The organism is Streptomyces sp. NPDC050263 (assembly GCF_040655955.1).
Lineage (GTDB): Bacteria > Actinomycetota > Actinomycetes > Streptomycetales > Streptomycetaceae > Streptomyces.
Genome location: NZ_JBFAKW010000169.1, coordinates 1 through 18,214, shown reverse-complemented (window position 1 = coordinate 18,214; position 18,214 = coordinate 1). Strand labels below are relative to the sequence as shown.

The 18,214-nt window shown below is 70.1% G+C and carries 18 protein-coding genes and 1 pseudogene; 10 read left to right on the top strand and 9 right to left on the bottom strand.

From position 1 onward, the window contains the following. Positions 1-47 precede the first annotated feature (47 nt). Positions 48-641 carry an NAD(P)H-dependent oxidoreductase gene (locus AB0J04_RS41605; RefSeq protein WP_363173898.1) on the bottom strand — a complete coding sequence of 198 codons (594 nt, stop codon included), beginning with the start codon at positions 639-641 and terminating at the stop codon, positions 48-50. Between the two features lie 522 nt (positions 642-1,163). On the opposite strand from AB0J04_RS41605, the gene eno reads away from it, so the two are divergent. The 7 genes from eno to AB0J04_RS41570 all read left to right on the top strand — a co-directional run bounded on the left by eno (position 1,164) and on the right by AB0J04_RS41570 (position 7,910). Beyond that, a complete protein-coding gene (gene eno / locus AB0J04_RS41600) occupies positions 1,164-2,474 on the top strand; it encodes a phosphopyruvate hydratase (protein WP_363173897.1) in 1,311 nt (436 codons plus the stop codon). Between the two features lie 68 nt (positions 2,475-2,542). Beyond that, positions 2,543-3,547: a VOC family protein gene (locus AB0J04_RS41595; RefSeq protein ID WP_363173896.1), complete on the top strand. Its 1,005-nt coding sequence runs from the start codon at positions 2,543-2,545 to the stop codon at positions 3,545-3,547. Positions 3,548-3,571: 24 nt separating this feature from the next. After that, positions 3,572-4,138, top strand: coding sequence for a carboxymuconolactone decarboxylase family protein (locus tag AB0J04_RS41590; RefSeq protein ID WP_363173895.1), 567 nt, complete (start codon positions 3,572-3,574; stop codon positions 4,136-4,138). Positions 4,139-4,189: 51 nt separating this feature from the next. Next, complete coding sequence (locus AB0J04_RS41585; protein WP_363173893.1) at positions 4,190-5,287, top strand: alcohol dehydrogenase catalytic domain-containing protein; 1,098 nt, start codon at positions 4,190-4,192, stop codon at positions 5,285-5,287. Between the two features lie 65 nt (positions 5,288-5,352). Next, complete coding sequence (locus AB0J04_RS41580) at positions 5,353-6,318, top strand: LysR substrate-binding domain-containing protein (protein WP_363173892.1); 966 nt, start codon at positions 5,353-5,355, stop codon at positions 6,316-6,318. Between the two features lie 195 nt (positions 6,319-6,513). Continuing rightward, positions 6,514-7,377 (top strand): 3-hydroxybutyryl-CoA dehydrogenase, encoded by an 864-nt coding sequence (locus AB0J04_RS41575; RefSeq protein ID WP_363173891.1) that lies wholly within the window; start codon positions 6,514-6,516, stop codon positions 7,375-7,377. Between the two features lie 311 nt (positions 7,378-7,688). Beyond that, a complete protein-coding gene (locus tag AB0J04_RS41570; RefSeq protein ID WP_363173900.1) occupies positions 7,689-7,910 on the top strand; it encodes a hypothetical protein in 222 nt (73 codons plus the stop codon). Positions 7,911-7,952: 42 nt separating this feature from the next. Here the strand turns inward: AB0J04_RS41570 and AB0J04_RS41565 are convergent. The 6 genes and pseudogenes from AB0J04_RS41565 to AB0J04_RS41540 form a co-directional block, all read right to left on the bottom strand. Then, positions 7,953-8,171: pseudogene (locus AB0J04_RS41565) on the bottom strand (electron transfer flavoprotein subunit alpha/FixB family protein); the annotation flags it as partial. A 391-nt stretch (positions 8,172-8,562) separates the two neighbouring features. Further along, entirely contained in the window at positions 8,563-9,744 is a 1,182-nt protein-coding gene (locus AB0J04_RS41560) for an acyl-CoA dehydrogenase family protein (RefSeq protein ID WP_363173890.1), read from the bottom strand. A gap of 97 nt (positions 9,745-9,841) precedes the next feature. Then, a complete protein-coding gene (locus AB0J04_RS41555) occupies positions 9,842-11,035 on the bottom strand; it encodes a CoA transferase (protein WP_363173889.1) in 1,194 nt (397 codons plus the stop codon). A 59-nt stretch (positions 11,036-11,094) separates the two neighbouring features. Further along, entirely contained in the window at positions 11,095-11,502 is a 408-nt protein-coding gene (locus AB0J04_RS41550) for a zinc ribbon domain-containing protein (protein WP_363173888.1), read from the bottom strand. Between the two features lie 345 nt (positions 11,503-11,847). Beyond that, positions 11,848-12,375: a GNAT family N-acetyltransferase gene (locus tag AB0J04_RS41545; RefSeq protein WP_363173887.1), complete on the bottom strand. Its 528-nt coding sequence runs from the start codon at positions 12,373-12,375 to the stop codon at positions 11,848-11,850. An 89-nt stretch (positions 12,376-12,464) separates the two neighbouring features. Then, positions 12,465-13,178: an AAA family ATPase gene (locus AB0J04_RS41540; RefSeq protein WP_363173886.1), complete on the bottom strand. Its 714-nt coding sequence runs from the start codon at positions 13,176-13,178 to the stop codon at positions 12,465-12,467. Between the two features lie 226 nt (positions 13,179-13,404). Between AB0J04_RS41540 and AB0J04_RS41535 the strand changes: the two genes are divergently transcribed. Further along, positions 13,405-14,151 (top strand): nucleotidyltransferase domain-containing protein, encoded by a 747-nt coding sequence (locus AB0J04_RS41535; RefSeq protein ID WP_363173885.1) that lies wholly within the window; start codon positions 13,405-13,407, stop codon positions 14,149-14,151. A 23-nt stretch (positions 14,152-14,174) separates the two neighbouring features. Here AB0J04_RS41535 and AB0J04_RS41530 read toward each other — a convergent pair whose 3' ends face one another. Together AB0J04_RS41530 and AB0J04_RS41525 are read right to left on the bottom strand one after the other, a co-directional pair. Next, entirely contained in the window at positions 14,175-14,555 is a 381-nt protein-coding gene (locus AB0J04_RS41530; RefSeq protein ID WP_363173884.1) for a hypothetical protein, read from the bottom strand. A gap of 170 nt (positions 14,556-14,725) precedes the next feature. After that, positions 14,726-15,322: a DinB family protein gene (locus AB0J04_RS41525; RefSeq protein ID WP_363173883.1), complete on the bottom strand. Its 597-nt coding sequence runs from the start codon at positions 15,320-15,322 to the stop codon at positions 14,726-14,728. A 413-nt stretch (positions 15,323-15,735) separates the two neighbouring features. On the opposite strand from AB0J04_RS41525, the gene AB0J04_RS41520 reads away from it, so the two are divergent. Then, entirely contained in the window at positions 15,736-16,878 is a 1,143-nt protein-coding gene (locus tag AB0J04_RS41520) for an aromatic ring-hydroxylating dioxygenase subunit alpha (protein WP_363173882.1), read from the top strand. Between the two features lie 294 nt (positions 16,879-17,172). Then, positions 17,173-17,988, top strand: a complete 816-nt coding sequence (locus tag AB0J04_RS41515; RefSeq protein ID WP_363173899.1) for a class I SAM-dependent methyltransferase — start codon at positions 17,173-17,175, stop codon at positions 17,986-17,988. Positions 17,989-18,214: the final 226 nt, after the last annotated feature.

Below are 18,214 nucleotides of genomic sequence, written 5' to 3'. Positions count from 1 at the left end.
GCGCCCGGAGCTCGTGCTCCGGGCGCCTTCGTGCGTGCGGCACCGAGTCAGTACGCTTCGTTGCGCAGCCGCCGCATGACGCGGGCGGTGCGCGCGAGTTCGTCGAGCACCTGCTCGGCGGCGGCCTCGTGTATCTTGCCGGGCCGGAAATCGCCGTCCTCGACGAGTTCGCCGACGAACGGGACGCTCACGGTCGGACCGATCGGCAGCATCCTGAGGTTCGCCACGACCTGCTTGCCCATCTGCACCGCCCGCGTGCCCGCCGAGACGCCTCCGTAGCTGACGAACCCGGCCGGCTTGTGCCGCCACTCCACGACGAGGAAGTCCCACGCGTTCTTCAGCGGGGCGGGGAAGCCGCCGTTGTACTCCGGGGTGACGAAGACGAACGCGTCCGACGATTCGACGATCCGACTCCATTCGCGGGTGTGGCTCTTCGTGTACTGCCGCAGGGCGGGCGGATGCGGCTCGTCGAAGAAGGGAAGCGCGAGTTCGTACAGGTCGACCATGCGCGACTCGAACTGGTCGTGCTCCGCGGCCCGGAGGGCGAACCAGTCCGCGACGGATCTGCCCACACGCCCGGGCCGGGTGCTGGCCACGACGGTGGTGAGGGTCATGGGCGCCGCGGAGGGCTGGGGTGTCATGTCGGGCTCGCTTTCCTGTCGGCCGGGATGGGGCCCGGCGGACCCACGCCACCTGTGCTGTCCGTCCGTCCAGGAAGGCGCGGGTCCGCCGGAGTTCCTGCCGGAGCACCGGAGCTGTGCGAACGATAGCACTAGCGTTCCGGCGAACCAAGAGGGGTAAACGAACGATGAAACCAAGGGGTCGGACTACCGTCGCCCCTCTTGACAGAGCCGTGGTCGCTTTGCACGATTGCGCTATCGTTAGCACGACAAGAGCCGCAGTGGACGAGCAACCCTCGTCATCTCCGTTTCACTCGCGCCCAGCGCCGCCGCGCCGATTCAGGCGCCCCACCGGAGCTGGCCGCGCCCGTTCGTCGGCGAGGACTTCTTCCGTACGCCTCCGGCCGCGGGGATGCCCGGCCCCCGATGACAGGCGCCGGCGCCTTCACATCGCCCCGATCGCCCGAACTTCGAATTCAGAATTCAGAACTCCGAACTCCGAACTCCGAACTCCGAACTCCGAACTCCGAAAGGTGCACCGCAATGACAGACGCGCGGATCGCCCAGCTCCATGGCCGCAGGGTGTGGGACTCACGTGGTCGGCCGACCGTCGAGGTCGAGGTCCACCTCGCGGGCGGCGCGATCGGTCGGGCCATCGCACCGGCGGGAGCCTCGACGGGACAGGGCGAGGCCCTCGACCTGCGTGACGGCGGCAGCCGCTTCGGCGGCCTCGACGTCCAGCGCGCGGTGGGCTCGGTGAACCACGAGATCGCGCCCGCCCTCCTGGGCCTCGACGCGACCGACCAGGAGGCCGTCGACCGACTGCTGGTGGATCTCGACGGCACCCCCGACCGCAGCCGTCTCGGCGGCAACGCGATCGTGGCCACCTCCATGGCGGTCCTGCACGCCGCCGCCGCGTCGGCCGGCGTGCCCCTGTGGCAGCACCTTGCGGGCGGACGGCCGGTCCGCATCCCGCTGCCGGAGATCCAGATCTTCGGTGGCGGAGCCCACGCGGACCGCCGCGTCGATGTGCAGGACTTCATGGTGATGTGCCCCGCGGCGCGCAGCTTCTCCGAGGCCCTGGACTGGACGGCGGAGATCTACCGGGCCGCCGGCACTCTGATGCGGCGGGCGGGCAAGGCGCAGGGGGTCGCCGACGAAGGCGGCTTCTGGCCCGCCTTCGACTCCAACGAGGAAGCGCTGGAGACACTCACCCGGGCGATCGAGAACGCGGGCTTCACTCCCTCGACGCAGGTGGGCATCTCGCTGGACGTCGCGGCCTCGCAGTTCGGCAGCGGCGGGCGCTACACGCTGGCCCTGGACGACCGCGCCCTGGACACCACCGCGCTGATCGACCTGCTGGGCAGCTGGATCGAGCGGTATCCGATCCTGTCCGTCGAGGACCCGGTGGGCGAGGACGACCACGAGGGCATGCTGGAGTTCACCCGGCTCTACGGCCACCGCTGCCAGGTGATCGGCGACGACTACCTGGTCACGAACGCCAAGCGGGTCGAGGCCGCGGCGACCGACGGGGCGGCGAACGCCGTACTCGTCAAGCCGAACCAGGCCGGCACGGTCACGGAGGCGTACCAGGCCCTGCGCGCCGGCAAGGATGCCGGCTTCGGCACCATCGTCTCGGCCCGTTCCGGGGAGACCGAGGACATCACCATCGCCCATCTCAGCGTCGGCTGGGACGCGGGCCAGCTCAAGGTGGGCTCGTTCACCCGCTCCGAGCGCATGGCCAAATGGAACGAGGTTCTGCGCATCGAGGAGTCCCTCGGTGAATCCGCGGAATTCAGCGGCTGGTCCGCCCTCACCTTCGCCGCGCTCGGGCCCTCGACGACCACACCGTAAAACTGCCTCCAAGTACCGAGGCATTACAGTCATCGAATTCCAGATCCGATCGGAGCACGGAGACCAGCATGCTGCCACCCGTCAATCTGCGTCCGAATTTCAACATCACCCGCTCCAGCCATGTGCGTCTCACCGTCGCCGATCTGGTCGAGAGCCGGAACTTCTACGTGAACGTGCTGGGACTCGTCGTGAGCGACGAGGACGAACGCACCTGCTACCTGCGCGGCCTGGCCGAAGCCTGCCATCACAGCCTCGTCCTGGAGCTGGACGAAGAAGGCGCGGGCATGAGCAGGAGGATCGGCTTCCGGGTCTTCTTCGAGGAGGACCTCGACCTCGCGTACGCCTGGTTCCGGGAGCGGGGACTGCCCGCCGAGTGGGTCGACGAGCCGTACCAGGGCCGCACCCTGCACGTCAGCGACCCCATCGGCACACCGCTCGAACTGTGCGCGCACATGGAGACTCGGCCACGGCTGCACATCGACTTCGCGTCCTTCAAGGGTGCCCACGCCCAGAGGCTGGACCACTATCAGGTCTTCGCACCCGACACCTACGAGCTGTGCGCGTTCTACAGCGAGCTCGGCTTCCGAAACTCGGAGTACCTGGAGCACGGCGACAAACTGCTGGGCGCGTTCATGTACCGCAAGGGCACCTGCCTCGACCTCGCGATCGTCGAGAACACCGGGCCCGCCCTGCACCACTTCGCCTACACCGTCTCCGAGAGCCACGACATCTTCACCGCCTGCGACTGGGCGGGCATCCAAGGCTACGGCGACGGCGTGGAACGAGGCCCCGGACGCCATGGTCCCGGCGGGATGCTCTTCGCCTACCTCCGCGACCCCGACGGGCACCGGGTGGAGGTCTTCAACAGTCACTACCAGACGATCGACACCGAGATCGAGCCGGTGCGCTGGGACGCGGGATCCCTGAGCACCAACGCCCGCTGGGGCCTGCCGGCCCTGGAGAAGTGGTACTTCGAGGCGTCGCCCTTCGTCGGGGTGAAGCAGATCCCGGCGGCCGAACCGCCCAAGCCGATGACACTCGAGCGGTTCCTGCTCGAACAGTCCACTCCCTGACCTTCCCCGCCTTCAGGAGTCACCATGGCACGAGTTCCCTACCTGCGTCGCGAGGACGCGGACGAGTCGCACAAGCCCCTCTACGACCGGCTGGAAGCCGAGCGCAAGGTGCCGACGGCGAACATCTTCCTCGCCCTGACCAACGCGCCGGCCCAGCTGGACGCCTTCCTGACCTACGCCAACGCGCTGCGGGCCGCCGACCTCAGCCCACGCCTGCGGGAACTGGCGATCCTGACCGTCGGGTACGCGACCAGGTCTGCGTACGAGGTCGCACACCACCAGTCGCACGGACTGGGGGCCGGCCTCACCGAGGAACAGTTGGCGGCCGTGGCCGACTTCGAGTCGTCCGACCTGTTCGACGAGACGGAGAAGGCGGTGATGCGTCTCGCCAAGGAGTCGACCCTCCGGGTCGACGTCTCGGAGCAGACCTGGCGAGCCGCCGCCGACCACCTGACGGACAAGCAGATGATCGAACTGTCCTTGTCCGTCGCCTGGTACAACTCCGGCGTCCGCATCATGGGACTGCTGGACATCGACCTCGAGGACACATACCCGAATCCCTTCCCGGAATCGCAGGAACAGGCTCCGTAACTGCCTGTCCTGAATGAGCCGTGATTTCCTAGGAGTATTTCAATGGCGAAAATGCTCGCTGCTCGACTGCACGCGCTCGGGGAGCCGATGTCGATCGACACGATCGACGTGCCCGTCCCGCGACCGACCGACGTGCTGGTGCGGGTCGAGGCGTGCGGAATCGTGCCGAACATGGCCAACGTGATCAACAACTGGCCGACCTGGTTCCCGCACCAGCCGTTGCCCAAGTTCCCCGCCATCTTCGGCCTGGACGCCGCCGGCGTGGTCGAACAGGTCGGCGAGGCGGTGCTGCACACCAAGCCGGGCGACCGGGTGTACGTCAACCCCCTGCGCTCCTGCGGCAGTTGTCAGGTGTGTCGGGGCGGCGAACTGAGCCGGTGCCGCTACTTCACCCTGAACGGGTACTTCAGCACCTCCCGGGACGGCCAGCGGATCTTCGACCTGTACCCCTACGGCGGTTTCGCTGAGTACATGACCGCCCCGCAGTACTCGATCGTCAACATCCCGGACACCATGACGTTCGAACAGGCCGGGAAGCTGGGCTACATCGGCACGTCCTACGGCGCCCTCAAGAACGCGGCGGCCGGCCCCGGGCAGGTCGCGCTCATCGACGGCATCACGGGAACCCTCGGTGTCGCCTCGACGGTGCTCGCGCTGGCCTCCGGCGCCTCCCGGATCCTCGGGACCGGCCGCAACGAGGAACTCCTCAAGCGCGTCAAGGAACTCGACCCGGAGCGCGTCGAGGTCTTCCGGCTGGGCGACGGCTCCACCGGTGAGTGGGCGAAGTCCCGCACCGGCGGCGAGGGCGCGGACTACGTGATCAGCGCTCTCGGCGCCAAGGCGCCGGTGGAGACCATGCTCGACTCCCTCCAGGGCGTCCGGCGGGGTGGCAGGGTGGTCAATGTCGGCGGGGTGGCCGACCGGCTGCCCGTGGACGTGAAGTGGCTCATGGACGAACAGGTCCAGCTGATCGGCTCCAACTGGTTCAGCACCGCGCAGGGGCAGGAACTCGCCGACATGGTGGCCACCGGCGCCCTGGATCTCTCCTACCTTCAGGCCAAGCCCTTCCCGCTGGCCAGGGTCAACGAGGCGATCTCGGGGCTCGAGGACCGCGACGGCGGATTCAGCAACTACGTCGTCATCCCCTGACCGATCCCCTGACGCTCCCGTACTCACCCCGCGGCGGTCCTGTTCTGCCCTGACGCCGCCGCGGGGTGTCCGACCCACGGGGCGTGTGCACGGCCGGTACGCCCGGCAGGACGGAGGAGCCGGTGGAACTGCGCTGGCTGGAATCGTTCGTCGTCGTCGCGGAGGAACTGCACTTCGCGCGCGCGGCGGACCGGCTGCATCTGGCCCCTTCGGCGCTCAGCGCCCAGGTCAGAGCACTGGAGTCACACCTGGGAGTCCGGCTGATCGACCGCGGACGACGCACCCGCCCGGCGCTCACCAGCGCCGGGCGGCTGTTCCTCGAAGAGGCACGGCTCACCCTCGCGCAGGCCGCCCGCGCGGAGGCGGTGGGCCGACGTGCCGGTCGCGGGGAACTGGGGCACGCCGAGATCGCCTACGTGGCCTCCGCCGCCTTCTCCGGTGTGCTGACCGACGTCCTCACCCGGTGCGCGACGCTCGACACCCACCTCACCGTGCAGGTGCGCGAGTTGGAGACGCCGGCCCAGCTGGACGCCCTGTCCTGCGGGGACATCGACGTCGGCTTCCTGCGCTGGCGGCCGGAGTACCCGGCCGGCGTCACAGCCGCCTGTCTGCTGACCGAGGACGTCGTCCTCGCGCTGCCGGACGGCGCGCCGCTGGCGGCGCACGAGGCGGTGCCGGCGACGGAACTGCGTCATGAGCAGTTCGTGGCCCCGCACTTCGACGAGGAGTACGGCTGCCGCGACCAGATCCTCGAGGTGGCAGCGCAGGGAGGCTTCAGCCCGCGGTGTGCTCCTGCAGTACGGGACTTCATCGCCGCACTCACACTGGTGGGCGGCGGTCTCGCGGTGGCGCTCGTGCCGGACTCGCTGCGCCGCGTCCGGATACCGGGTGTCGCCTACCGTCCGCTGGCCGACGTACCGCTCACCACCCGGCTGGTGGGCGCCTACCGCACGGGGGAAACCTCGCCCGCGGTGCGCGGCGTGATCCGCCGCCTGCGGGAGGCGGCCGCCCCCACGACCGTCGCCGGCTGATTCCACGGCCCTCTCGGCAGCGCCGTCAGGCCCGTGCGGCACAGCCGGTCCACGACGAACCGACGCATGTTTGTGCGCGGAATACGCACTGTCCGAGCAGGTCAGAGGGGTTGTACCGGCCTACGCTCAACATGGCACCACAGCCCGCGGCGGCGTCGATCGATCGCCCGGGCGGAGGGACACGCGGAGGAACACATGACATCGATCAAGCACGTGGGAGTCGTCGGCGCCGGGCAGATGGGCCGGGGCATCACCGAGGTCTGCGCCCGGGCGGGGCTGCGCGTCACGTTGTGCGACGTGACCGAGGACAGGGCCCGAGCGGGACTTGTGGGCGTTGCGGACTCCCTGCTCAAAGCCGAGAAGCGCGGAACCATCGCCCCGGAAGAGCGCGCACATGCCCTGGCGGGAATCTCGGTCACCGCCGACCTCGGCCGGCTGGCCGGTGCGGACCTGGTCATCGAGGCCGCCGTGGAGGACGAGTCGGCCAAGACCGCGCTGTTCCGGCAGCTGGACGAGGTCACCGATCCGGCCGCCGTCCTGGCGAGCAACACCTCCTCGATCCCCATCGCCCGGCTCGCGGCCGTGACCCGACGGCCGGAGGCGGTGGTCGGGCTGCACTTCTTCAACCCCGTTCCCGTCATGCCGCTGGTCGAGGTGATCCCCTCCTTGCAGACCTCGAAGGCCACGGAACTGCGCGTACGGGCCTTCGCGGACGAGGTCCTGGGCAAGACCACGGTCGTGACGCAGGACCGCGCGGGCTTCGTCGTCAACTCCCTCCTCGTTCCGTACCTGTTGGCGGCGGTGCGAATGGTCGGCTCCGGTACGGCGACGGCGCAGGACATCGACACGGGGATGACGGCGGGCTGCGCCCACCCGATGGGCCCGCTGCACCTCGCCGACCTGATCGGCCTGGACACCGTGGCGGCGATCGGCGAGGCACTGTACGAGGAGTACCGCGAACCGCTGTACGCCCCTCCCCCGTTGCTGCGCCGCATGGTCGAGTCGGGCCTGCTGGGCCGCAAGTCGGGGCAGGGGTTCTTCAGCTACCGCGCCGCCTGACGCCCTGGCCCGTGTGACGTGTCCGCGTTGGCCGGGCGGGGATGCGCGAGCACGTACCGCAACGGGCAGCACGGAGACAGGAACCCGGCGCTCAGGTACAGCCGGTCCCGCTCGGCGCACGAGGGCCGAAGGGCCACCCGGGCCAGAGCGCCGACGACCTGGACCGAGGACGACCTGGACCGAGGGGGTTCCGCGCGGCGCAGTCCCCGGGCCACGGCGGCCGGCCGTCACGGTGCGGCCGGCGTCGGCCGTTCGTTCTCGCCGCGCGGCACCGCATCAGCCTGGTTGTCGCCACTCCTGGTGACAGGGCCATGAAGCGCACCGCCGTGATGACGGGCGCGCGCCCCGGGATCAGCCGCGTCGCCGCGGAGCACATCCTGCGCCGGTCGCCGCACGAGCGCCTCCCCGTCGTCGCCCGCGGCACCTGCGGCGCACAGCTCACCGCGGAACTCGCCGCCGCCGGCACCCGGTCTCGTACGGCTCGGCGGACCTCGGCTCGCAAGACGCGCGGGCGCCCCGGTCGTCCGTCGTGACACCGGAGCGGCGGCTGCAGCGGTTTCCCGGACCGCGCGCACCAGGGCGTCGACGGCGAGCATGACGAGAAACCCGGCCGCGTCGGTGGAATCCCCCGCGTGGACGCTCGTGGCGCCGTGGCGAGCGAGGGAATCCCTGAGACGGACCGCCGTGCCGGGAGTTCCGGCGACGGCGGCGGCCGGGTCGCCCGACCGCCGTGCGGCGGCCAGGAGTTCGTATGTGGATGCGTTGCCACGTTCCCCGTCGTGGTCGACGAGCACGAGGACGTCGAAGAGGCAAGCTGCCGGCGGCCGAGCCGTCGTCCCTGATGCGGATTCCGGCGGCTCGCGGGGGACGCGGGGCGGCTTCCACCCCACGGGAACGGGTCACCAGGATCCGGCCCCGTCGGGGGAACAGGTACGACTGCGGGGACCGCGCTCGCCCGACCGTCGGTGGTCGCGTCGGCGGCCGTCGCCGGGTCGGCGTCCTCCCCCCTCCGCACGGCGGCTGCCGGCGCCTTCGCGGTGGTCAGCGCGTCGGCGCCGTGCAGCCTGTCGTCGCAGAGGTGGATCCCCCGTCAGCGCCCGTCGCCGGGACCTTGCGGAGGGCGTCGAGCCCGGGGTCCGGCGAACACGACGATGTTCACCGGTGCCCTCCCCCGACTCTCGGTGATCAGCGGAACGCCGCCTGGCCGGTGATCGCCTGGCCGACGACCAGGGTGTGCATCTCGCTGGTGCCTTCGTACGTCAGCACGGACTCCAGGTTGTTGGCGTGCCGCAGCGGCGAGTACTCCAGGGAGATGCCGTTGGCCCCCAGGACGGTGCGGCACTCCCGTGCGATGGCGAGCGCTTCCCGGACGTTGTTGAGCTTGCCGACGCTGATCTGCTCGGGCCGGACGCGGTGCTGGTCCTTGAGCCGGCCCAGGTGCAGGGCGAGCAGGGCCGCGCCGCTCAGGGACACGGTCATGTCGGCGAGCTTCTTCTGGGTGAGTTGGAAGGCGCTGATCGGCTTGTCGAACTGCACGCGGGAGTCGGCGTACTCGATGGCCGCCTGGAGCGAGTCGCGGCCGGCGCCGACCGCGCCGAACAGGATGCCGAAGCGGGCCTCGTTCAGGCAGGACAGCGGTCCGCGCAGACCCTCCGCGAGCGGCAGGCGCGCCGAGTCGGGCAGCCGTACGTCGTCGAAGGACAACTCCGAGGTGATGGAGGCGCGCAGCGACATCTTCTGCTTGATGTCCTGGGTGGTGAAGCCGGGGGTGCCGCGCGGCACGAGGAAGCCGCGGATGCCGTCCTCGGTCTGTGCCCAGACGGTGGCCACGTCGGCGATGCCGCCGTTGGTGATCCACATCTTGGAGCCGTTGAGGATCCAGTCTCCCCCGCCGTCACGGACGGCCCTGGTGCGCATCCCGGAGGGGTTGCTGCCGAAGTCGGGCTCGGTCAGGCCGAAGCAGCCGATGGCCTCGCCTGCGGCGAGCCGGGGCAGCCACTCCTGCTTCTGCTCCTGCGACCCCCACTTCCAGATGGAGAACATCGACAACGAGCCCTGCACGGAGACGAAGCTGCGGAAGCCGGAGTCCGCCGCCTCCAGTTCCAGGCAGGCGAGGCCGTAGCTGACCGCGTTGGTCCCGGCGCAGCCGTAGCCGTCGAGATGCATGCCGAGTACGCCCAGCTTGCCCAGTTCGGGGGCGAGTTCGCGGGCGAAGTGGGCGTTCTCGAACCACTCGCCGATGTGCGGGCGCACCCGGTCGGCGAGGAACTTGGCGACGGTCGCCTGGATCTCGCGTTCCTCGTCGGTGAGGGTGGAGGAGAGATCGAGCAGGTCGAGAGGGTCCTTCATCGGCTTGGCGCCGCTCATCGTGAGCTCCTGGTGTTCGAGGTGGTGAGTTGGGTCGTGTCCGCGCCGCGAGCGGTCATCCAGCCGCTCCCTTCGGCGCGGGAGTGCGGTGGGAACGTCAGCGGAGGATCTCGGCGGTGTGCTGTCCCAGGCGCGGCGGCGGGAGGCGGTACTGAGCGGGCGTGCCGCTCAGCGCGATGGGGGACGCGACCTGGCGCGAGGGCCTGCCCTCCCCCGCGTCGGAGGGGAGGTCGACGATGCCGGGGAGACCGAGCTTCCGGGCGAAGTCGAATGCCTCGTCAAGGGAGTTGACCGGCCCGGCGGGCACCCCGGCGGCCAGCAGGACGGCCGACCAGTGGTCCGCGCCGGCGGCGGCCAGCCTCTCGGTCAGGATGTCGCGCAGTTCGGCGCGGTGGGCGACCCGGTCGGCATTGGTACGGAAGCGGTCGTCGTCGGCGAGACCGGGGTCCCCGACTGCCTCGGCGAGCGCCGCGAACTGCCGGTCGTTGCCCACCGCCAGCGCGATCGGACGATCGGCGGCGGGGAAGGTCTCGTACGGCGCGATGCTCGGGTGCGCGTTGCCCATACGGCCCGGAACCACGCCCGCGACGGCGAACGCCGACGCCTGGTTGACCATGGCCGACAGCAGCGAGCCGAGCAGGTTCACCTCCACGCACTGGCCCTCACCCGTGGCATCTCGGTGCCTCAGGGCCGCGAGGATGCCCAGCGAGGCGTGCAGGCCGGTGATCACATCGACGAGCGCCACGCCCGCCTTCACCGGCCCGCCGTCCGCCTCCCCGGTCACGCTCATCAGACCGCCGACGGCCTGGACGAGCAGGTCGTATCCGGGGATCGCCGCGCCCGCGCCGCTGCCGAAGCCGCTGATCGAGCAGTAGACCAACCCCGGGTGCCGGGAACGGAGTTCACGGGGACCGAGCCCCAGCCGCTCCATCGTGCCCGGGCGGAAGTTCTCCACCAGCACGTCGGATTCGGCGACCAGGGCGCGGGCGTGTGCCAGACCCGTCTCCGTCGTCAGGTCCAGGACGACGGACCTCTTGTTCCGGTTGACGGACAGAAAATAGGTCGACGTGCCGTCGCGGTCCGCCGGCGGATGCCAGGCCCGGGTGTCGTCCCCGATGCCGGGCCGCTCGACCTTCACCACGTCCGCGCCGAGGTCGGCGAGGAGCATCGTGGCGTAGGGCCCCGCGAGGACGCGGGAGAAGTCGGCGACGCGCAATCCTTCCAGCGCGCCCCGCCCCCCTCCGTCGACAACGCCGAACCGTTCGTCCGGAGTGTTGTGCTGGGTGCCCACGCACCCTCCTCTCTGGTCGTCCCGCGCGTGCGAGGTGGCTGTGCCTGGGCCGCCTCCCGCTACCACCAACGCTCCAGAGGCGGTGCCGGGTGGGTGAGTTCGACGAGGGGCAGGCCCTGGTCGACGGGGGCGACGGACCGTACGACACGCACCCGTGCGCCCATCGCGACCGCGACCGGGGCCGTCCCGGTGACCTGGCAGAGCAGGTTGAAGCCCTCGTCCATGGCGACGAACCACGTGTTGAGCGGGACATGGCCGCTTCGGCGCACGGCGACCCCGGAGCCCTCGCTGCGCTCCCGGGTGAAGGCCGTGGACCCGCAGGCCCGGCAGAAGGAGCGGCGGTAGGCCGCGGTGCCGCACCAGCGGCAGCGTTGGAAGAGGAGTTCGCAGCAGCCGTCCGGGGCTGCGGTCGCGGCCTCGTGGTCTGCTGCGGACTCGGGGTGTTCACGGGTGTCTGTACGGAGCATCACGGCCTCCTACGCACAGGTCGGTGACCGGAAACGGGCGGTCGGGATCCGATGTGGCTCCACCACCCTGGCCCTGCCGCGGATCGCCGGTCAACGACGTACTGACGCATCTTTGTGCGCGGAACACGTTCCATCCACCGAGGTCAGAGCCGCCTTACCCGGACTACTCTCAGCAAGGTGGCCGCTGCCGCCGCATGCGCCGACCGACCTCGCCGTTCTCGTTCTCCCACCACGGGCAGACGAGGCCTCGAGGCTCAGCCCGGATCAGAGGCCGGGCTCTCACCGCTCCAGGACTGAACAGTCACCCGGGATCCTCGCCCACCGCGCTCCCCCGGCCACCCTCGCTCAGCCCTCGCCGCCGACCCGCAGGTCTTTCTCAAGGAGCGTGAATGACTTGGGCGCACCACCCGGCTGCGGCTTGCCCGCCTTGTGACCGACGACCCCGTAGCCGGCGTCCAGGTAGTAGGCGTTCAGGCGCGTGTTGCCGGCCAGGCAGTCCAGACGCACTACCGCCCGCCCCGCCGCGGCAACACGGCGCTCCGCAGCCCGCAGCAGAAACCGCCCCGTCCCCGGCTGGGCGCTGCTGCGGTCCACCATCAGCCGATGCACATAGCCGGCCACCGGCGGCTGCGGTCCCCAGGCGTCCTCGTCCTGCCACCACAGCTCCCATGCCCCGACCGTGCGGCCGTCGGCCTCGGCGAGCCAGACCTCGCCACTCGCCATGGACTTGCGAAAGTGTTCCTCGTTCAACTGGCCGGGCTGCCACTGGCCGGTGATGCCCTGGGCGAGCATCCACCGGGCGGCGTCGTCGCGCAGACGAACGAGAGTGGCGAGATCGGTCTCGTCGGCGAGACGGAAGTGGAGATCGTTCACATCGGAATCCTCGCACTGACGCTCGACGCAGCACACAGCGAGTGCCTTGCCGTGCTCCTGGTCGACCTGCGGAGCCGAGGCGGAGCCGCCTACGGTTCGACGATGTGCCGCAGATAGGTGTGCGGGTCGGCGAGATAGCGGCGCCAGTGATCCACGACGCCGAGCTCCCGCCAGGCGACACTCCGCATACCGTGCTCACCGACCTCGATGATGTCCGCGCCCGGCAGTGCGGTCAGTAACGGGGAGTGCGTGGCACAGATGACCTGGCCGCCCTCCTTGGCCAACCGGTCGATGTGCCCGATCAGCTCGAGGCACGAAGAGAAGGAGAGCGCTGCCTCCGGCTCGTCGAGAACATAGAGCCCGGCGTGAAGGAACTTCCCGCGGAACGCCGCGAGAAAGCCCTCACCATGGCTGACACGGTCCGGCGAGAACCCCTCCCGGCCCAGGGCGTCCAGCGCGGTCTCGGCACGCAGGAAGAAGCCCTTGCGATCTGACCAGCTGGTGACCATACGTCGCCCGCGCCCCGAGGCGGCGTCGAATTTCATACGCTCGCCGAGGGTCGACTTGCCGCGCGGGGAAGCGTAGCGCCAGTCATGGGAGCCGCCGTAGGAGTCCAGGCCGAACCCCTCCGCCAACGCCTCGACCAGGGTCGACTTCCCCGAGCCGTTCTCACCGACCAGAAAGGTCACCGGTGCTGTGAACCGCAGCCCTTCGTCGAGCAGCTGCCGGACGCAGGGCACCGACCAAGGCCAGGCTTCCTCGTCGTACGAGGCGAGATGGGCATACGCGCGTTCGATAATCACGCAACCAGTGTCGCCCGGACTCGTTGTCGCCCAGGCTCCGATCGGTCACGCAGCCGTTCCCACGCGTTGCGAGGCGGTGCCCTCAACGCCTCCAAGTCGCACTCTGCACGCTCGAGTCGGCGGAATGCGCCCGCGTGGCCCTGGGTGCATCACGGTTCGCAACGGTCAAGCCGTGGTACCGGAAACCTGGTCGTCGGCGCCCAAGGTTCCTGAAACCCTTGTCGCCATGAACATGGACCCCATCGACCAGGCCCGACGCCTCGTGCGTGATCGTTTCCCTGATGCGCTTGCCGCGGTCCTCGGCGGGTCCGCGGCTGCGGGGCGAGCCACTGCCGGCAGTGACCTGGACATTGCAGTGCTCATCGGGGACGGCGGTGAGACCTGCCGGGAGACGATCCGGTTCGAGGGACGTGTCGTGGAACTGTTCGTCCACACCCGTGCCGGTCTCGCGGAGCTCTTCGCGGCGGACGTCGCCGCACGCCGGGCGGTCCTTCAGAGCGTGTATGCCAGGGGTCTCGTCCTGGTTGACGCCGCTGGGGAGGCCGGCAACGCCCGTGCCCGGGCTGAGGCGGACCTCCGCAACGGTCCTCCGGCGCTGGCGCCGGAGACGGTCGAGACGAAGAGGTACGGGCTGACGAATGCTCTGGACGATCTCGCCGATGCCGGCGATCGCATCGAGCGCCTGGCGGTGGCCGGGGACGTTCTCAGTGCGGCGGCAGATCTGCTCTGCGACTACCACCAGGCATGGATCGGCAGCGGGAAATGGCTGCCGCGGCGCCTTCTCGAGGCGGACCGGGAGCGTGGGGCCGCCCTGCTCGAAGGACACCTGCGGCTGTGCACGTCGGGAGACCCGATCCCCATGATCGACGCTGCAACACAGATCCTCGCCGTTGTCGGCGGGCCGCTTCGCGAGGGATATCGCAGGACTTGGCGCGGTGCCATCGAATCGGTCACTGCGGCATCCGGGCGTTGACGGAACTTCATGACCGTATGTGGTCAACGCGTACGCAGTGCTTCCCGGCCGGCCTGTCGCGGTGGTCGGTCGCTTGCCCAGGGTGGCGGGGTCCATGGGCTGTACGGGCGGACGAACCGACGGACGGGCTGGGCATGGAGGAGGATCAGGGCTGCGGCGATCCGTTCCGAGAGCGGGAGATCGTCGCCGTTCATGATCTTGCGGATCGGGGCGATGCGGTGGTGCCGGCTGATCGGGGCCGGGCGCTCCGTGCGGATCGTGGGGACCTTCAACCGGGGCATGACCTGGTGGTCCGTGCTCCAGCGCAGGAACGCTCGGACGACGCGGCGAGCGGTGGCGTCCTGGGCGAACCAGGCGTCGAGGTCGGCCTGGGCGCACTCGCCGACGCTGCGGTGCCCGGGCAACTCGGGGCCGAAGGACGAGTTGTACGCGGCGATCGGGCGTGATCACCGGATGGGCATGCCGTTGCGGGCGCTTCGGCGCACCCACGACGTGGCCTGGAGGTCGGTCCGGCGGGCTCCGAACGGCGCCGCATGGCCGACCCCGGAGCCAACGGGGTCGGCAGCACGGCGAGTCAGCCGTCGACTTCCCGCGCCACACGCTCCAGCCGGCTCCGGTGGCCCTCCCACCACGCCTGGTCCCCTGGCGGCATGTTGTCTTTGCCTTGCAGGCATCCGACGGATCCGTCGATGAGCTCTCGCACGATGTCGGCGTGACCGGCATGCCGCTGAGTATCGGAGATCACGCGCACCAGGATGTGGTGCAGCGTCACCTCTCGGCGTTCCTCCGGCCACCACGGGACCTGACCGATCGCATCAAGCGTCAGCGTCGCGATCGTGCTGTCGGAGTGCTCCCATGCCTGGCGATACAGCCCGACGATCTGTTCCCGTGATTCGTCTGCGGCGGCCCACATGTCCGAGTTGGGCTCTGACTCCTCGGTATACCACCAGGACGGCGGCTCCCCGTCGAAGAACGGCCGCCCGAACGTGTCGCCGAAGTACCCCAGCTCCACGCCGGCGACATGCTTGACCAGCCCCAACAGGTTCGTGCCCGTGGAGGTCAGGGGACGGCGGATGTCGTACTCCGAGAGGCCGTCGAGCTTCCACACCAGGGCGTCACGCCCCTCTTGCAGGTACCGGAGAAGGTCCGCTTTCGGATTCGGTTCGATCATGCCGGGCAGTTTCCCACCCGGCACTGACAGCCGGGAGTGGCACAGCCACCCAGGAGGTCCGGGGCGGAGCGGGGGCGGCTCCAGTGCCGCAGCGCTGACTATTCCGACTCGTCCTCCGTGTCGTCGTCCTCGCTCCCGTCGTGCAAGGGGCCATCGGCGGAGGAGGAGAGCAGTATGTCCGCCCGCAGGGCGTCTTCTTCCGCGGGCGGGTCGGAAGGCGTGCCGGGGGCGGTTTGATGCCCGTACCCGTCGTGCCAGGCACCCCCTGGAACGATGAGACCAGCGCATCGGCGTGACCTCTCGTGCCGAGGGCTGGGATCGCTCACTCGTCCGGATGCGCTGGACAGTGCGTCGGTGGCGGGCGGCCGCCAGGATGGAGGGGGCTCTGTCCCACGGGTGAGGGAGAGGTATGCATGGTCGACCTGCGGCGCATCGGGGCGAACCCGGATTTCTGGTATCCGGTCGCGCTGTCCGGGAGCGTGCGCAGCAAGCGGGTGCTCGCGACCGCCTTCGCCGGAGAGCGCATCGCGCTCTACCGCGGGGAGAGCGGTGCCGTCCACGCGCTGGAGGACCGGTGTGCCCACCGTCAAGTGCCGCTGAGCATGGGGGCCGTGGAGGGCGAGACCCTGCGCTGCGGCTATCACGCGTGGGTCTATCGCGGCGACGGCCGCCTCTCGCAGATCCCGTACCTGTCCAAGGGCGATGGCCGGCCGCCGCGTGGCGTGCGCGGCTATCCCGTGCGCGAGGCGTACGGCCTGGTGTTCGTTTTCCCGGGCGATGCGGAGAAGGCCGCGGTCACTCCCCTGCCCGACCTGCCGGCCTACGGTTCGGCGGAGTACAAGACCATGACCTTCTCCCGGACCGTGCACTGCCACTACTCGTTCATGCACGAGAACCTGCTCGACATGAATCATCAGTTCCTCCACCGGGGCGTCGTCGGCAGGCTCCAGCCCCAGTTGCTGGGATACCGGACCTGCCCGCGGTCGGTGGAGGCCCGATACCTGTTCACCCATGCCGGAGGGAAGCGGAACCGGGCGGCCGGCCTGCTGGCCGCGGAGAGGATCGGTGGCGGTGACTCGAGCGACGTCATGACCATCCGTACCGAATACCCGTACCAGACACTCGACCTTGTCCCGGAGGGCGCCGAGCGTCCGGCCTTCCGCCTCTGGGCCGCGTACGTGCCCGAGGATGCCGAGCAGCGCAGGTGTCACACCTATGGCCTGCTCATGATCGAGAAGCCCGGGATTCCAGGGGCCTTGAATCTGGCGTGGCCGCTCATCAGGCGCTTCACCGAGCGGGTGTTCGCGGAGGACCGCACGGCAGTTGAGGCTGAGCAGCGGGCGTGGGAAGAGCAGGGTCAGGACCGCAATCATGAGGTCTTCCCTTTGATCCTGGGCGTCCGCGAGGTGTTGCGCGCCAACGGCGTCCCGCTCCGCCCCCAAGCTGCCGCATGCCCTGTCACCGAGGACGGCCGGGCATCGGTACCCGGCGACCACGCCGCGGGACCGGCCGCCCCCGACGGCCCGGATGCCTCCGCAGCGCGTCCGCCCGGATGAACGGGAGTGACGCTGTTGCGCAGGCGGGTGATGATCGTGGCCAGGACGCCGGCCGGTTCGGGGCTGACCAGCAGCGGCGTTCCTGGCTGTCTTCGACGGCACGATCCGCAGGAGCGGGAGCGGGGTGTGACGGATCCAGATGATCGGTTCCGAGGGTTTGGTGGTCGTAGGCGGCCGGTGCGCGCACGACCGGCCGGCCGCGCAGGAACCCGGCTCCACTCATCGGGCCCCCTGGAATCGATCATCTAGGCTGGCGCGGTGACTGATGAGCAGGAGCGGGCGCAGCCGTCGGGAGTGTGGGCCACGGCGGTGGGGGTGGCCAGGGTGCGGGCGCTGGAGACCGAGCGGGAGAACGCGCTGTTCCGCGACCCACTGGCACAGGCCTTCGCCGCCGCCGGCGGCCTGTGGCCCTCCTCGCCGCCGCTGCCCGATGACGAGGCCGCGCGACGCCGCCGCCTGGCTGTGGCGTTCTCCATCGTCATCAGGACGAAGTTCCTCGACGACCTGTTGCGGCAGGCCTCCGCGTCCGGGGTCCGGCAGGTCGTGCTGCTCGGCGCCGGCATGGACAGCCGCGCCTTCCGGATGGACTGGCCCGAGGGCACCCGGCTGTTCGAGGTCGACACCGCCGCGCCACTGGACTTCAAGGCTTCGGTGCTGCGCCAGGAGCGGGCCGTCGCACGGTGCGAGCGGATCACCGTCGCGGTGGATCTGCGTGAGGACTGGCCGGCCGCGCTGGCCGCCGCAGGGCACGACCCGGCGGTGCCGACCGTGTGGATCGCCGAAGGACTGCTGATCTATCTGCCCGAGAACGCGGTGGAGTTGCTGCTGGCCCGGATCGGCGCGCAGTCGGCGGCAGGCAGTCGGATGGGGCTGACGTTGGGCTCGCGCGGTGTGATCGAGCGCTTCGGCGCGGACGCCGCGCCGGGATCTGCGGCGTCCATGTGGGTCTCGGAGATGCCCGACGACCCGGTGGGCTGGCTGGCCGGGCACGGCTGGGAGGCCGACAGCCACACCCTGCGCGAGCGCGCCGCCGCCTACGGCCGCCCGTTCAGCACCCCGCCGCAGCGCGAGGAGCGGCCCGGCGGACTGATTTCGGCGGTCCGCCGGTAGAGCGCCTCCCGGTTCCCTGGATGATCGATTCCAAGGGAGCCTGATGAGTGGAGCCAGGTTCATGCGCGGCCGGCCGGTCGTGCGCGCACTGACCGCTTGCGACCACCGAACCCCCTTGCAATCGATCATCTGGCTAGGGGGCTTCTGATGGATCTCCGTGGGAGAAGGAGCGGCGTTCGGTGCGTGCTCTCGGTGTGCCGGGCGAGAGTCCTCGTAGCGGAGCTAC